The 16111-nt window shown below is 58.3% G+C and carries 14 protein-coding genes; 10 read left to right on the forward strand and 4 right to left on the reverse strand.

Annotation, left to right across the window (positions count from 1 at the left end):
- Window positions 1–221: 221 nt before the first annotated feature.
- Window positions 222–1244 (forward strand): fatty acid desaturase, encoded by a 1023-nt coding sequence (locus AQ611_RS16925; protein ID WP_069235445.1) that lies wholly within the window; start codon window positions 222–224, stop codon window positions 1242–1244.
- Between the two features lie 217 nt (window positions 1245–1461).
- On the opposite strand, the gene AQ611_RS16930 is transcribed toward AQ611_RS16925, so the two are convergent.
- The gene (locus AQ611_RS16930; RefSeq protein WP_059515579.1) at window positions 1462–1731 is read right to left on the reverse strand and encodes a hypothetical protein; all 270 of its coding nucleotides are present in this window, start codon (window positions 1729–1731) and stop codon (window positions 1462–1464) included.
- Window positions 1732–1970: 239 nt separating this feature from the next.
- On the opposite strand from AQ611_RS16930, the gene AQ611_RS16935 reads away from it, so the two are divergent.
- Window positions 1971–3164, forward strand: coding sequence for a M20 aminoacylase family protein (locus tag AQ611_RS16935; protein ID WP_069235446.1), 1194 nt, complete (start codon window positions 1971–1973; stop codon window positions 3162–3164).
- Window positions 3165–3478: 314 nt separating this feature from the next.
- Complete coding sequence (locus AQ611_RS16940; protein WP_059515409.1) at window positions 3479–4750, forward strand: styrene monooxygenase/indole monooxygenase family protein; 1272 nt, start codon at window positions 3479–3481, stop codon at window positions 4748–4750.
- 223 nt (window positions 4751–4973) lie between these two features.
- On the opposite strand, the gene AQ611_RS16945 is transcribed toward AQ611_RS16940, so the two are convergent.
- Window positions 4974–5882, reverse strand: coding sequence for a LysR substrate-binding domain-containing protein (locus tag AQ611_RS16945; protein ID WP_069235447.1), 909 nt, complete (start codon window positions 5880–5882; stop codon window positions 4974–4976).
- Between the two features lie 120 nt (window positions 5883–6002).
- Here AQ611_RS16945 and AQ611_RS16950 point away from each other — a divergent pair, with 120 nt between their 5' ends.
- The gene (locus tag AQ611_RS16950; RefSeq protein ID WP_059515577.1) at window positions 6003–6299 is read left to right on the forward strand and encodes a hypothetical protein; all 297 of its coding nucleotides are present in this window, start codon (window positions 6003–6005) and stop codon (window positions 6297–6299) included.
- 1125 nt (window positions 6300–7424) lie between these two features.
- Window positions 7425–7946 carry a MarR family winged helix-turn-helix transcriptional regulator gene (locus tag AQ611_RS16955; protein ID WP_059515403.1) on the forward strand — a complete coding sequence of 174 codons (522 nt, stop codon included), beginning with the start codon at window positions 7425–7427 and terminating at the stop codon, window positions 7944–7946.
- Between the two features lie 565 nt (window positions 7947–8511).
- Here the strand turns inward: AQ611_RS16955 and AQ611_RS16965 are convergent.
- Complete coding sequence (locus tag AQ611_RS16965; RefSeq protein WP_374755051.1) at window positions 8512–9276, reverse strand: SDR family oxidoreductase; 765 nt, start codon at window positions 9274–9276, stop codon at window positions 8512–8514.
- 115 nt (window positions 9277–9391) lie between these two features.
- Entirely contained in the window at window positions 9392–10297 is a 906-nt protein-coding gene (locus AQ611_RS16970; protein ID WP_069235449.1) for a LysR substrate-binding domain-containing protein, read from the reverse strand.
- A 902-nt stretch (window positions 10298–11199) separates the two neighbouring features.
- Here AQ611_RS16970 and AQ611_RS16975 point away from each other — a divergent pair.
- From AQ611_RS16975 to AQ611_RS16995, 5 genes are all read left to right on the forward strand, one after another.
- Window positions 11200–11619 carry a DoxX family protein gene (locus tag AQ611_RS16975; protein ID WP_059515397.1) on the forward strand — a complete coding sequence of 140 codons (420 nt, stop codon included), beginning with the start codon at window positions 11200–11202 and terminating at the stop codon, window positions 11617–11619.
- A 373-nt stretch (window positions 11620–11992) separates the two neighbouring features.
- Window positions 11993–12835 carry an isochorismatase family protein gene (locus AQ611_RS16980; protein WP_146011739.1) on the forward strand — a complete coding sequence of 281 codons (843 nt, stop codon included), beginning with the start codon at window positions 11993–11995 and terminating at the stop codon, window positions 12833–12835.
- Window positions 12836–13093: 258 nt separating this feature from the next.
- Window positions 13094–14899, forward strand: a complete 1806-nt coding sequence (locus AQ611_RS16985; RefSeq protein WP_069236354.1) for an amidohydrolase — start codon at window positions 13094–13096, stop codon at window positions 14897–14899.
- Between the two features lie 155 nt (window positions 14900–15054).
- Window positions 15055–15492: a hypothetical protein gene (locus AQ611_RS16990; protein WP_059515393.1), complete on the forward strand. Its 438-nt coding sequence runs from the start codon at window positions 15055–15057 to the stop codon at window positions 15490–15492.
- A 412-nt stretch (window positions 15493–15904) separates the two neighbouring features.
- Window positions 15905–16111, forward strand: coding sequence for a hypothetical protein (locus AQ611_RS16995; protein ID WP_059515382.1), 207 nt, complete (start codon window positions 15905–15907; stop codon window positions 16109–16111).

The following is a 16111-nucleotide window of genomic DNA, read 5'->3' on the forward strand; positions in this document are numbered from 1 at the left end:
GTGACTTATCGCCTCACCAGCTGTCAGCCGATGGATGGCCGATATAAGCAAATTCGAATCCATTGGTTGGTTTCGGTGAAGCGATTCGTTAAGGTTCGACCGGTCAAGCCACGTCGTCGCGCATTCCATGCAGGCTGTATCGAGCGGCGGCGCGTCTCTGCGCTTTTCGATATACCTGCCGGCGTGTTTAGCGACATCCGGCTTCCGATGTCCGCTGGAACATGGCCGAATACTTCGATGTGGATCATGCGCGCGAGATTGCCGCGCTCGGGGATCGTTTGACCGCGCGTACCGAGTGGCCGACCTGGCTGCTGATCGTCGTCGTTTACGGCGGCTGGCTGAGCGTACTGCTGAGCGTGCGTGACGCGGGCTTGCCGCTTGCCATCGCGACGCCACTGCTGATCTTGCTATGTGCGTGGCATATGTCGCTGCAACATGAACTCCTGCACGGTCACCCGACGCGCTCCAAGCGCTTGAATAAGCTGTTGGGTTATCCGCCGTTGTCGGTTTGGTATCCGTACACGTTGTATCGCGATACGCATCTTGAACATCATCGCGACGAGGATCTGACCGTGCCGGGCGTCGATCCGGAAAGCAACTATGTGTTGCCGGAGCGCTGGGTGGGGTTGAGCCGTTGGCAGCGTGCTCTGTGGCATGCGCGCAAGAGTTTTATCGGGCGTTTTGTCATTGGGCCGCCGATAAGCGCTGCCGCGACGCTGGCGGATGCATTTTGCGCCTGGCGGCGCGCAGACTGGCATTATTTGCCGATGTGGATTGCGCACGTCGCGCTTGTCGCCACGTTGCTTGCGTGGTTGCATTTATCGGTCGGCGTGCATTGGTGGTATTACCTGCTTGCCGTTACGTGGCCGGCTCATTCGATCGCGATGATTCGCTCGTTATACGAGCATCGTGCTGCGCCGGAGCCCAAGGCGCGTATCGCGATCAACGAGGCTGGACCGTTGATGCGTCTGCTTTATCTAAACAACAATTACCATTTGGTTCATCACGATTTGCCAAGCCTGCCGTGGTACGACTTGCCACGCGCCTACCGGATGCGGCGGGATGAGTATGCGAGGAAGTGCGGCGGCTTTGTGATTCGGGGCGGGTACTGGACGTTGTTCAAGCGCCACGCGTGGCGGCAAACCGATGCGCCCGAGCACCCGTTCGCGCATGACACAACCTCGCCGGCAAATCATGGCGCGGGCGGTACAGTGATCGACCGGTATGTGCAGATCGGCGCTTGATGGGTAACGTGCCGATTGTCATGGGCGCCGCCGCGCCGTCGTCGACATCGACTGGCATGGACCCAGCGTGCAACTTATTAGATTAACGAAACAATTCCGGCGTGGTGCAACGCCATAGCCGCACGTTTTTCGCAAGCTGTATCGAGTATGCGCATGGCGTGCTCCGGCTCGCAATACGGAGAGTCCCATCGGGCTGCGCGTTGGACCGGAGCGTGGATCAGTTGATGGAGCCGGTTTTGCAGTACTTGGCGAAGTTGTCGGCCGATACCGCAAAGCCTTTCTGCTTCGCCAGTTCCCACGGTCGTTCGCATTGCCGGGTTTGCTCGCACCATGAATAGCCGGCAGAGCCGATGCAACCGTGCGTGTCGCGATCGCTGCCTACCATGGGGACGGGCGGTGCCGTCGAACTGGAAGATTCGTTGGCGCAGGCACTCAGTGCAAGTGCGAGCAGAGCGGCCACGGATGCAGTCGATACGAAATGTTTCATCGAACGGTACTCCATTGTGCTGGGTGAATGTTGTATTGGATGGACAGCGGACGCGGGTAATGTCGCATTCGAAATGCATGCGATAGCGTGCGGTGATCATACAGGATGTTCCAGTGTCGGCGGCGCACGGCGCGGTGCTGCCCATTGCGCGCAGGCTTACTTGCTGAAGGCCGCTTATGAAGCGATGTGCGGCGCGCGCTTACGGAATCCGAGTTTGGTAAGAAGATAAGGAGCGCGGGGTGAACGCAACAATATCACGGGTTTCGTCGCTTTTATCCGGGATCGATACAGATACTTTCGTCGATATTCGACGCCGTTTGCATGCATACCCTGAACTCGGCTTCCATCTCGGCAACACGAGCGGATTCGTTGCGCGGCAATTGCGTGCTTGGGGCTACGACGTTTATACCGGCATTGGCCGTAGCGGCGTTGTGGCGCAGATGAGGCTCGGCGCGGGTTCGAAGCAAATCGGCATTCGTGCGGACATGGATGCGCTGCCGATCCATGAGGCGACCGGGCTGCCGTATCAGAGTACGATTGCCGGCAGAATGCACGCATGCGGTCACGATGGTCATACGGCGATCCTGCTTGCGGCCGCCCGTGCTCTTGCGGTGCGCCGCGATTTCAACGGTACGCTGAATCTGATCTTTCAGCCCAACGAAGAAAATCTTTGCGGCGCGCGCGCGATGATCGAGGACGGCCTGTTCGAGCGCTTTCCATGCGACGTGATATTCGCGCTGCATAACCGGCCTGGGATGCCTGTTGGTACGTTCAGTATGTTGGCGGGCCCGGTCAGCCAGTCTTCAGACGTGGCCGATGTGACGATCAAGGGCGTGGGTGGCCATGGAGCAATGCCACATCGCGCACGCGACCCGATCGCGGCGGCCGCGGCCATCATCACCGCATTGCAAACGATTGTTGCGCGCAACGTTGCGCCACGTGAGCGTGCCGTCGTATCGGTGGGTTACATCCGCGGTGGTGCGACTCATAACGTGATTCCCGAAACGGTTGAAATCGGCCTTAACGTGCGCGCGACGATGCCCGAGACGCGTGCGCTCATCGAGGCGCGGGTGCGCGACATCGTGTGTTTGACAGCGCAAGCGCACGGCGCTGAAGCAACGATCGACTATCGCCAGCTGACTCCGCCTGTGATCAATGCGGATGCGCCGACGCGGCTTGTACAGCGTGTTTGTGAGGAACTGGTCGGGCCTGAACGCGTTTATGCGCGCCCCGACCAAGCGTTGATGGATGGCAGTGAAGATTTTGCGTGGATGCTCGGCGAGGTGCCGGGCTGCTATTTGCTGCTGGGAAACGGCGAAGGGCTGGATGGCGGTTGCATGGTGCATAACCCCGGTTACGACTTCAATGACACTGCGCTGCCGCTTGGCGCGGCCTGTTGGGTCCGGTTGGTGGAGACTTACTTGACGAGTTGAGATGTTTGGCCACCTATTTTTTTTGAGATAAATGGTTTGGATACCTGCCTAAAATGACCGGCAGCCGTGACAATTTTTGACTATGAGAGCCAGCTTACTCAATTGAGCGGATCTTGGTAATGCATGGGCCGGAAGTGTTATTTTTCCGCTTCGGAACGTGGCATCCGGGGGCGAGTGCCGCGAATATGAGTACTCCGCTATTTTCTTGCCCCTCAAGCCTCGTCGACACCAATGCGCAAGATGGCCGTCTGTTAATAAGGCGAGCATGTCGAGCGAGGTTCAGCGAGCCGCTAATTGATTGGTCGAGAGCGAAAATGAGTGTGCAAGGGCCGGAATATCGTCATCTATCCGAAGCGGGTCGCGCTCGCCGCATCGCGGTTGTCGGAGCTGGCCAGTCGGGTTTGCAAATCGCATTCGGACTGCTGGATCGCGGATATCAAGTCACGCTGGTGACGAACCGCGATGCCGACGCAATCGCGCGCGGCAAGGTCATGTCGAGTCAATGCATGTTCGGCAGCGCACTCGATATCGAACGCGTCGCAGGGTTGAACTGGTGGGAGCGGCTATGCCCGCCGATCGAGGGAATCGGGTTGACGTTGCACGACCCGTTGTCGCCCGGTGAACAAACGATCGATTGGGCCGCGCGGCTCGACAAGGCGGCACAGTCCGTCGACCAGCGCCTGAAGATGGCTGCTTGGCTCGACGTGATCGCCAGGCGCGGCGCACGGATCGAGTTGCGCGATGCCGATGTTCAAGTGCTCGAAGAGCTTAGCGCGTCGCACGATCTCGTGTTGCTTGCATCCGGTAAAGGGGACGTGGCGAAGCTTTTCATGCGCGATGCGAAGCGCAGCGCATTCGATAAACCGCAGCGCGCGCTTGGCATGACTTATGTGCATGGTCTTGCGCCGTCGGAAGGTTTTTCTCGCATTTCCTATAACGTGATTCCAGGCGTTGGCGAATATTTGGTGTTTCCCGCGCTGACGTTGAGTGGTCCGTGCCACATCATGGTATTTGAAGGTGTGATGGGCGGTCCGTTCGACTGTTGGCACGACGCCGGTTCCCCAGCGCAGCATCTTGCGCTTTCGCTTGCGCTGCTCAAGGCTTATTTGCCGCGGGAATATGCACGCTGCGCACACGTCGAGTTGACCGATCCGAACGGCATCCTGTCCGGCAAATTTGCACCGACGGTGCGCGAACCCGTCGCAACATTGCCGTCCGGCCGCTTGGTTTTCGGGCTCGGCGACACGGTCGTGCTGAACGATCCGCTGACGGGGCAAGGCGCGAACGGCGCATCGAAATGCAGCCGCATCTATCTCGATGCGATTTTCGAGCACGGCGATGCGCCGTTTACTCGTGAGTGGATGACGCAAACCTTCGAGCGGTATTGGCAATACGCGCAGTACGCGGTGCAGTGGACGAATGGCATGTTGTTGACGCCGCCTGCTGAAGCCATGCTCAAACTGTATTCCGCGGCGGCCCGCAGCGGGCCGCTTGCTTCTGCAATCGTCAACGCATTCGATCATCCGCCTTCGCTATTTACGTGGCTCTCGATGCCGCAGAGTCAGGAGTTGCATGCCGCGCATTGACGTCGAAGTCGGCGATTGCAGCGGTCTCACGGATTTGTCGAAAGGCTGGCGGGAGACAGTTCGGATGCCGGATCGAATATGCTGTCGAGTATGCCGAGTCCTTGAGCGGAAAATAGCGCCTTTGCGCGGGCTTTCATGCTCGGCATCGTCTAAATGTGCCGCGTTACTTCGTGACGCGGTTTTTCTTTGCCCGCAGCCCGGGCGTATCGCGGCACGGCGTCCGTCAGCGGCGCTGATCTTCAACCGATAGCGACGCGATGTTCTCCAAGAAGCGGGCTAATAGAGGGCTGCAATCCGAGCGCCTCCAGACGACGTGAACGTCTACGGTCAACGGAAACCACGGCAGCGTCTTGAACAGGATCCCAGACGAGGCCGCAGTGCGAAGCGCGGCTTGCACAAGGCCGACGCCTAGGCCTGCTCCGACGAGTCGAAGCATGGCCGTGGGCTCGACCGCTTCGAGCCGAATATCCGGCATGAAGCCGCACGCACTGCACGCGGCGACGAAGCGTTCGCGCGCAGCCGGATTGAGTGCGCGTGGCATCGCGATCCACCGTTGCCCATCGAGGTGCCGGGCGGTGATCCTTTTGACACGTCCGAGCGGATGATCGTCCGGTATGGCAAGCACGATCGAATCGCTTGCAACCAGCAGGCTTGCGAGATCGGTGTCGGCCGGTGAGGGGGGCGAATAGACCAAGCCGATATCGAGCGTGCGCTTGCGTATCGCGTCGATTTGCTTGGCTGAACGAAGCGCGTGCAGCGTGACCGGCACGTCAGGGTACGTCGCGCAGAATGACTGAAGCGCTTGTGGCAAGAGATTCAAGCGCATCGATGCCTCCACATAGCCGATCGAGAGCGTTCCTGTTTCCCCGCGCGCAAGCCGCTGTGCATGTGTTTCGAGACGTTCTGCCTGCTTGAGCAGCGAGCGGGCTTCTTCGAGAAAAATCTGGCCTTCTTTGGTCAGGCGCACGCGTTGACGGACGCGTTCGAACAACGCAAGCCCCAGCTGCTCTTCAAGCCGGATGATTTGCCGGCTCAAAGGCGATTGCGAAATGTGGAGCCGTTCGGCCGCTCGTCCGACATGCTCGGTTTCGGCGACGGCGATGAAAGCACGAAGCTGGCGTAAATCGATCACTTGAGATCTCCTTGATCTCAATTGTAGCGATTTCAGTCCTGGACAGATGCATCCAGCGGCCTGATAGTTGGCGCATGAAAAACGCCACGCCAACAGTTTTTCCCGATCAGGAGAATGACGATGCAGTTCTTGACACTTTCACGCCGAGTCACCGAGCGCTTTAGCGATGCGGATTTCGCTCCGTTACTCGATGACGAGGCGCAACGGGCGCGAACGCTGTATATCGAGGGCTTTATCCGGCAGATATGGCATCGTGGCGATGTCGGCGGCGCTTGCTTGCTGGTCGAGGCGGAAAAACGCGAAGACGTTGAAAGGCAACTCGGCAGCTTGCCGCTTGTCAGGGAGGGGATGCTGGAAATCGTCGCGATCATTCCATTGAAGCCCTATCGCGGATTCGGACCGAAGCAGCAGGGATGACAGGCTGGAAACCTGACCGTTGCCGGTATGCTTGCGATGCTTTTTTGCTGGCCGGCTCGAATGCGTTCCGAGTGATCGGACTCGCCGTATGACGACGGGGGTGATCCTGCCGACTACCATAGGCCAAAGACGAATGCTCATTGTCTAGGAGGACGCAATCAGTTTCGTTCCCTCTTGCGGTGCCAGGTGGCGTTGCAAGAAAATGAATGCGACATCGATGGACTTTAGGAAATCTTGCCGCGAAATCGATATGGTCTCCGAACCGGATCGCGTCCTGTCGGTTCAGTAACCAGTGGAGATCCTGTCTAGCAACGATCTCGAGTGGCCATAGATTGCATTGGATGCAATGTGGACAGGTATCCGATATACGCTGTTCTGCCCGCCTCCTTACTCGGGCCCGGTGACTTAGCACGCTTAAATGCCATGCGTTGACACTGCTGACGGTGGCCTCGTATTCGCGCCCGGTGATCACGCGATCGCGGTGCAGTTCGATGCGACCGTACCTTTGGGTGTCGAGTGCGGCATCGAAAGCCGTGCGTGCCACGCATCGAATACTCTGTAGTAGTTGGCGTGTGCTGCCCCGGAGCATTTCCGCGATTCGCCCAGAGCCTTCGGTGCTGGTTGACCGGTTGCCGTGGGCCGTTACGTTTGGCAGCCGTAACGTCGACATTGCACTGTATAACGGCGGGACGTTGTATCTCGGCGACGGCACGTCGGCTCCCGGTAAATTTGACGAGATCTCGCCCGATTTACACGGAATGCTTTTTTGCCGGTAAAAACGTACTTTTCGTTGGTATGAGGATGCCGGACGCTGCCCGGGTTCGATTCGAGCACGGAATCAGTTGGCACTACGGCGAGCGGATACGAACCCAGGCTCGGCGCTCCACTACAAGCATTGAAACGCGCCTGCAAGGGCCGCGCGCGGCGCCAAGCAATCCCATGCGCGCGATATGGATCTAAAAGTTATGCTTGATGACGAAGGTGATTGCCATAGTGGTGCCACCGCACGCTTTGTCGATCGACGGCGCGAGGAAGGCCCGGTCTCGACGCGTATGCGGCCGTTGTGTGCGCTACACGCCCGCCGATGCGCGGCGTGCTTGCAGCGATGGTTCGCGCGTAGGTAAGATGGCCCGCGAGACCAGTTTAGATATCCCTATGAATCCGACCTTCGTCAAGCCACCCGGCGCAAAAAGCCCTACCCGTTCCGTGGCGGACAAGCCCAAGGCGCGAAACCAGCAGCGGCTGACTTATTTGATCGCGAGTCTCGATCGACTCTTGCGTCGTCAGATGGGCGATGCGCTGGCGCCGATCGGTATCACGCTCGCGCAATACACGGCACTGTCGGTTTTGGAAACGCGTGGCGCACTGTCGAATGCGCAACTCGCGATGCGCTCGTTCATCACTCCGCAATCGGCGAATGAAGTGACGAGTGCGTTGGCGAACCGGGGTTATGTCGCCCGCGAAGGCGACCCCAATCACGGACGCGTGATTTTGTTGCGGCTGACCGAAGAAGGCGCGGCCGTACTGCGCGAATGCGAGCGGGCGGTGCGGCCGGTGGAGCGCCGGATGGTCGGTGAGTTGTCTTCCGACGATGCCGAGCGCGCGCAGCGTTCGCTTGAAATATTCGTGCATAACTTGAACGACTGATTCGCCTGCGGTTTTCCTGTCGATCCTGGCTGGATGTGGATGCATTCGGGGTTTATGCATGCTTGGCATGAGCCTGAGGTAACAGGCTGCCTGTTAATGAATCGATCTGATGAATGCAGGCTACGGCTTCGTATTGTTCTTATATTCAGGAAGCCTGATAAATAAGCATCGCGATCACGCATCTCGTTTCCGGATTGCGCCAATGGCCACCCAGCAGCCCGTGTTGGAGTGGATCGGCTTGAAATCGATGACGGTCGCGGTTTTGTTACCGAACCGGTTGGCGAGGCAGCGAATGTGTTATCAGACGCGCGCAATCCCGTACCGAATGCCAACGCAGCTGCTCGCTAGGGCGCGGAGCACCTGCAGCCGGTGTGCTCTTTCCGCTCACTGACTACTACGGCGGCGGTCACGTGAATCCGGCGTCACGCTTCGGCCCCCGATCGCGAAAGGAGTGGTGCCCAGCAGAAAGCGAGCCGAGTGCCGCTGTTGCCGGCTGCATGTCCTGATTGGTCGATTCGGGCAGCTTTGGCGATACAGGTGGTCGGCTTCCGGTATGCACGCTCGATCAAAAATCACGCACGTCCACGGTCGGTGCTACCCCAAACGCATCGCTCAGCACATAGTCGACCAGCGTGCGAGCGACCGCATCGGGCGAAGCGAGGGCGCCTTCTTGCTTGAGCCGCTCGAATCGCTCGATCGACGGGAATCGCTCACGGCTGCTAGCACGTATCGTTGCCTGCATATCAGTGTCGACGACGCCCGGCGCGACGCTGGCGATGCGCAACGCGCGCCCGGCATCCAGTGCGACTGCCCGCGCGTGATGATCGAGTGCTGCCTTGGTCGCGCAATAGACAGCCCAGCCCGCATACGGATTGCGTGCCGCGCCGCTCGACAGGTGGACGATTCGGCACTCGGTCGTATCGATTGCAAGCTTGGCGATCGCGCTCGACAGTATCAATGGCGTTGTGACGTTCAGGCCGACGGCTCGCGCGACGGCATCGAAATCTTGGGTATCGAGCGGGCCAATGGGCTCGACGCTACCGGCGTTGTTGAACAGCAGGATGCATGAGGCTCCATCGGCGAAGTGTTGCAGCGTGCCGCACGCAAGCCATGCTGCCAAGCGCGCGGGATCAGACAAATCCAATTCGATTTCGGTGAGGCGATTGCCGAATTGCTTGCCAAGCGACGAATGGCGGCCGCGCGACAGGCCGAGCACGGTGATGCCTTGTTGTAGGAGGTGCTCGGCCAACGCGGCGCCGAGCCCGCGAGTGTGGCCTGTGACGATGGCGCGCGTGGTGGACGAACGAAGCGATGAGGTGGCCATATCCATCTTGGAAAGAGTGGGGACCGGAATCGTAACGCCGGCCGCTCTGACGTGCAAATGCCGGCCGCGGTTTTGTCAAGCGGCTTTCTATGCGGTGTGCGGACTGCGATCGACACAACGGTCAATCATTGACGACCCCCGGGATGGCTTCGACGAGAAAGTCCACGAATTCGCGGATCGCGGGAAGCGGCCCCTGGCGCGAAGAGGTCATTAGTACAGTGAGCTGCGCCGTGCCCGCGGTCCAGTCCGGCAGGATACGTTGCAGCGTGCCGTCGGCGATTTCGGGCTTGCAGATGTAGGTCGGTAGCGCGACCGCGCCCAGCGCTTTTTGTGCCAGCTTCTTGAGTGCGAGCATATCGGTGCCGCAAAACCGCGGCGTGATAGTCAGCGATTCTTGACCGAGCGTCGGGTGATCGAGTATCAAGCGTTCGGCGGTAACCGTGTGATGGGACAGCATCGGCAGCTTCTCGACGTCGTTGGGCTCAACGATTGGCGCATACTCGGCGAGCAACCGAGGATTCGCGAACAAGCCCCATCGTATTTTTCCGAGGGGGCGTTGCACCATGCCGGAATCCGGTAACGGACGGTGATGGGCGCGAATCAGCACGTCGATTCCGTCGTGCGGCAAATCGACAAATTTGTCCGTGATGTGTTGCATGATCCGGATCTGCGGATGCTTCAGCATGAAACGATCTATGATCGTCGACACGACGAATGCCGAGAAGCCATGCGAGCAACTGATGCGTATCGTGCCGACGGATTCGGTCGCGCGTCGACGGAGCGCCATCGTTGCCGATTCGACGTCGTTCAAGATCGCGCGTGCATAGTCATATAGTTCGAGGCCCGCATCGGTTGGTGTGATCCTGCGTGTGGAGCGCTGCAACAGCAACACGCCGAGTTCTTCTTCCAGACGAATCAAGCTGCGGCTGACCGTTGATTTGGGCACGCTCAGTGTTTCGCTGGCCGCGGTGATGCTTTTCTTTTCCAGAACTTGAACGAAAAACGCGAGCGCGCTGAAATCTAGCATAACGGTATTAGGGCAATATGGAACGGGCGGCGGCTTGGGCGATGCCGCTGCAAGTTATGCCGCCATGTTAATGATGGTTGACGATATGCATTGTTTGCTTGCTCGCATTATGGCTTCGAGCGGTGAAGCGGGAATCTACTATTCGATGGCGCCAGCCTCATTTCCTCCTACGATATTTAACTATTTGACGATATCTGACAGCTTGCTTTCGATCGATTGATGCTGAAAGCCACGCATGGTCTTCGAGCAGGTATAGGAAGGGAAATGGCTCAGATGCCGAATCGTCGCTTTTTTTCGACAGATTTTCCCAATATTGAGCATTGCATATTTGTTTCGATATCCGTACAGTCACCGCGAAAATCACTCGGCATGCTATATGCTCTGGAGACGATGGACCGATAAAAGAAACAGAGATAAAGACGTTAGACGAAACTAATTCAGTGTTCGCTGAAAAGATCTTGCGCCTAGATCGATGCCAATGGCGGCAGCATGCGCTGGTGGGGCGTTGGTAGGCCCGGCACTACTGTACCTCGTAGATTGGGGAGCGGATTTCGGCAGCGATTGCTGCGTCCATCCGGGCCATGCTGAAAGTAAGCGGTGGCACTGCAAATCGCGGTTGTCATGATGCAGGCGGATAAAGGACGGAATGACATTGCGCGGCATACAGCGCATGGCAAACTTCAAGGACTTCGAAATACCTGCATTTGCCGGTATGGTGGCTAACATGGGAGTTGTCGCACTTGGGAGCTATCGGATTCATCGGTTCGGTAACTTTGTCGCGGAACAGGTGATGAGCGGCGCGTGTTGAGGCTGCAGCCGAGCCCCTGACAAGACACCTCTATCATTAAACCCGTGCAGGCTCCTTGCCGGCACATCCAATAGAACTGGGAGTGGAATCGACTATGGATTTCAATAAGAACTTTCTCGCGAATCAAAAAGACCTATTGCTGTTGGTCGCACGGATTTTGATCGTCCTGCTGTTTCTTCCTTCGGGATGGCAGAAGCTCGTGGGTTTTTCCGGGACGGTCGAATATATGGCGTCGACCGGTGCGCCGCTCCCCACGCTGGCCGCCTTGATTGCAGTGATCATGGAATTGCCGGTGTGCGTCGCACTTCTTGTCGGTTTTTTTACCCGGCCGCTTGCGTTGTTGCTCGCACTGTATACCATCGGCACGGCATTCATCGGCCATCACTATTGGTCGATGCCCGAATCCGTACAGATGAACATGATGATTCATTTCTATAAGAACATTGCAATTGCGGGTGGGTTATTCGCATTGTGCGCCGCAGGTCCTGGAAGACTTTCCGTCGATCGCGAATAAATAAAAAACCGCTGGAATCGTCAGGAACGGTACCGCCAGACGGCGCGCGGAGAACTCGTCGCGGTGGTGCCGGCATTCACGCGTACATGCGCGTGACACGGTGTGAGCCAGTGGGCTCTGCTCATTCGTCTAGTATCGGAAACACGCGGGCCAGACGTGCCGTCACCGGGTGCGCAATGCTAATACGGCGTCTGGCTGCCGAAGCGAGAATGTTCGACGATGTGACTCAAATGTGGGAAAAACATTCCAAGGAATGAGTCATATGTCCGGCTCGATTTGCGTTATCGTTCAATCTAATCCTGATTTCGAAAAATCAGGATTGATTGTGATTTAGAGAAAATTTATCAAGAAATAAATTTCAGGAGAGGCAGACGTGAAGTTTAACAAGATCGCACCGATATTCACGGTGCTTGCCAGTCTTGCGGCCGTGGCCCATGCCGACGAGAACATTCCTTCTTCGATTTACAGTACTCCCGAGCTTTCGAATATTCCTAAAGTCGGTGACTATAGAAGCCCGGAGTTGCTGAATCCAGTCAATCACACGCTTGTGATCATCGATTACGAAGACGTGATGGCAACATCGGCGCGTAGCAGTGAGCTGCTCGAACTGAATCGGAATATCGGTGCCGTTGCTTGGTTTTCCAGATTCTATAGAGTGCCAACGGTTCTTACGCTCGGCGGCGAGACAGGGTTCGCCGGACCGTTGATGCCGGTATTGCGGGAAATCTACCCGGGCGCGAAGCCTTATCGCCGAACCAGCACCAATACTTGGGAAGACGACGCAACACGCAATGCGATCATTGGCAAAGGCAAAAAGAAATTGGTGATGATGGGGCTGTGGTCGGACGTTTGTTTGACTTATCCGGTATTGTCGGCAATCAAGGCGGGATACGATGTTTATTTCATTGCCGACGCATCGGCGACGACAAACAAAGTCGGTCACGATCTTGCCGTTCAGCGCATGATTCAGGCGGGCGCGCATCCGCTTAGCACGGTCGATTACGTTTTCGAACTAGTCAGGGACTGGGCGCGCCCCGATAACACATCGCCGGTTCGCAGTAAGGCGCTTCATGAAGCCTTCAAGAAATACGGCATATTGCGCGAAGAACTCGACTATACGGATTACATGGTTCCCACCTCCGCGTTCTATCACGGTTTCGATTATTCCGGCATGGGCGAACCGGATCCGAAGCCGATATCCAAGCCAGCCAAGTAGATTGCTTTACCGGGGCCGGTGGCATGGGCGCGGTATTGCCGCCGTGATGGCCTGTGTGCATGCAATGCATGCACAGCGTTCAGCCGCGATGCCTGGGATGAGGATGCTATGAAGAAACGGACGTTCCTGTCGTCGGCCGCCGCCATTGGATTGGGCGTGTTGACCAAAGATGGCGCCGCATTCGACGCACGGCGGAAAGTCTCGGATGAGCGTTCCGAGACGGCCGATCTTATCCTCGTGAATGGCCGGATTCATACGATGAACCGGAAGCAGCGTTTGGCGCAGGCCGTGGCGATCGCGGGCGGAAAGTTTCTCGCTGTCGGTGAGAACCGGGACGCGATGCGGCATGCCGATTCACAAACAAAGATCATTGATCTCGGCGGCCGCACCGTGATTCCGGGACTCAACGACTCTCATCTGCATTTGATTCGCGGCGGACTGACCTACAACCTCGAACTGCGCTGGGAGGGCGTACCGTCGTTGGCGGATGCGCTTCGTATGCTCAAGGATCAGGCTGCCGTCACGCCGCCGCCGCAATGGGTGAGGGTAGTAGGCGGCTGGAGCGAATTTCAGTTCGCCGAGCGCAGGATGCCGACGCTTGGGGAGATTAATGCGGTTGCGCCGGATACGCCGGTATTCGTGATGCATTTGTACGATCGCGCGTGGCTCAATCGTGCCGCGCTGCGGGCCGTTGGCTATACGAGGCAAACACCCGAGCCGCCAGGCGCCGAGATTCAGCGCGACGCAAATGGTGAGCCGACCGGGATGCTGATCGCGAAGCCCAATGCCGCGATTCTGTATGCGACGCTGAACCAGGGGCCGAAACTTCCGTTGGAATACAAGCTGAATTCGACACGCCAGTTTATGCGTGAACTCAATCGCCTTGGCGTGACGAGTGCCGTGGATGCTGCCGGTGGCTACCAAAGCTATCCTGACGACTATCAGGTGATCGAGCAACTGGCGAAGCAAAAGCAGATGACAGTTCGCATTGCTTATAACCTGTGCCCGCAGCGTGCCGGCAGCGAGTATGAGGATCTCGAATCGTGGGTCCAATCCACTCGACCGGGAAAAGGCGACGATTTTCTTCGCAATAACGGAGCCGGTGAAGCGTTGGTTTGGTCGGCGCTGGATTTCGAGGACTTCATGCAACCGCGCCCCACTCAGGGCGCCGAGATGGAACGCGATCTCGAGCGCGTCGCCCGGCTGTTGGTGGCGCATCGTTGGCCGTTTCGCATTCATGCGACTTACAACGAATCGATTGAACGGATCTTGAACGTCTTCGAGAAGGTCGATCGAGACATTCCGTTTGACGGGCTGACATGGATCGTAGATCACGCGGAGACGATCACGCCTCGCAATATCGAACGAATCGGCGCGCTGGGCGGTGGGATTGCGATTCAGCACCGGATGGCGTTCCAGGGAGAATACTTCGTTCAACGATATGGCAAGCAGGCCGCCGCCCATACTCCGCCCATCGCGCGAATGCTGGATTTGGGCGTGCCAGTTGGCGGGGGCACCGATGCGACGAGAGTGGCAAGCTATAACCCGTGGACTGCGCTGTATTGGCTTGTGTCAGGCAAGACGGTAGGCGGTATGCCGCTGTACGGTCATGCGAACCGGCTGTCGCGCGAGACCGCACTGGAACTGTGGACGGTCGGCAGCGCATGGTTTTCTTCCGATTCCGGACGCAAGGGCGCTATCACGCCGGGACAGCTGGCAGACCTGGCTGTATTGTCTGACGATTATTTTTCCATTCCGCACGAGCAGATCAAGGCGATATCGTCGATGCTGACGATAGTTGGCGGCGACATTGTCCACGCCGATGGCGAGTTTGCGCATTGGGGGCCAATGCCGTTGCCGGTCATGCCGGACTGGTCTCCGCTCGTTAAATATCCAGGGCATTTTCGTTTGGCGAGCGCTTCGGCTGGAAAGATCGCGCATCAATGTCGCGGCGCGTGCGCCGTACATGGGCATGCTCACGATTTTGCCAGGCGTTCGGACATTCCAGTGTCAGATGTCACGGGCTTCTGGGGCGCGCTGGGATGTTCATGCTTTAGTTTCTGATCGGCACGGCGCGAGCTATGCGTGAATGAAGCGGCGGACGGATCACTTTGTTACATCTCTTACCGGCACTCACCCATTGGATAACGAAAACCTTTCGCGCCGCCGGTATACTCGTTGACGGTGTCCCAAAACCCATAACGAAAGACCTGTCATCTATGTCGAAGAAACTCATTCAGATCGTGGCTGCCGCATCGCTGTTCGCCGCGGCATCTTTGCCGGCCATGGCCGGCGGTGATATGAACAATGCGCTTGGCGGCGCGCTTGGCGGGGTAGCCGGCGCAGCCGTCGGCGGCGCCGTGGGCGGCAGCACGGGCGCAGTCATCGGCGGTGCACTCGGCGGTGGCGCAGGCGGCGCGGTCACGTCGAACCGCCGCGAGCGCACGGGCGCGATCATCGGCGGTGCACTTGGCGGTGGCGCCGGCACGGCAGCGGGCAATGCGATGGGCGGCCGTGCAGGCGGCCTTGTCGGCGCAGCCGTTGGCGGTGGCGCGGGCGCGGCGCTCGGCGGCAATATCTCGCGTTCCAACTCATACGAAAACGATCGAGACTACCGGCGCGGCCGCCACCACGGCAAGCATCATCACCGCGACTGAGCCACCCGCCGATCCGACGTCGGGGCGCCGATCGCCCCGTGATCGGCGATCCTGTCATATGCGGCTGGCACGCTGCACAGCATGCCAGCCGCCAAAATAAGCATCTCAATTCATCCTGAGCCAAATATTCGCGCCACCTCCTTGGTGCGCCGATGTATTTGCGCATCACGCGATCAAGCGGCTTGACGCTTACGTTGGTACGGTCGCGTTCTCCGCCGTGCACCGATCTCGGTGGCGTGCTTTCCGCGGTTTCAATCGCCTCTCTTTGGATCGCTGATGCGGCCATGTTCGCCAGCCGTGAAGGCGCCTTCACGCGTTGCAAGACCGGTGCTTGGAGCGCCGGATTGATTCGACTCTGCATTGGCATGTGACGGCAAGCCCATCTGTTGTTAATCAAATCACAGGTGGTCCAATGCCGCTCGACAATGCGGTGACGATTGGACAGACCGTCATGCCTGCGACGGGCCGCGCGACTGGGCAGTCGATGCTCGCTGCAACGATGGGCGATCGGAAGGCCGGCAATGGGCAAAAGACCAACGTGAAGACTTACGTCTTCGCACCGCAAATCCCGACGCCGCTGGGCAAGCTCGCGACGAATGTCACGTTGACCCACAGATAA

Source organism: Burkholderia singularis (genome assembly GCF_001718875.1).
Taxonomy (GTDB): domain Bacteria; phylum Pseudomonadota; class Gammaproteobacteria; order Burkholderiales; family Burkholderiaceae; genus Burkholderia; species Burkholderia singularis.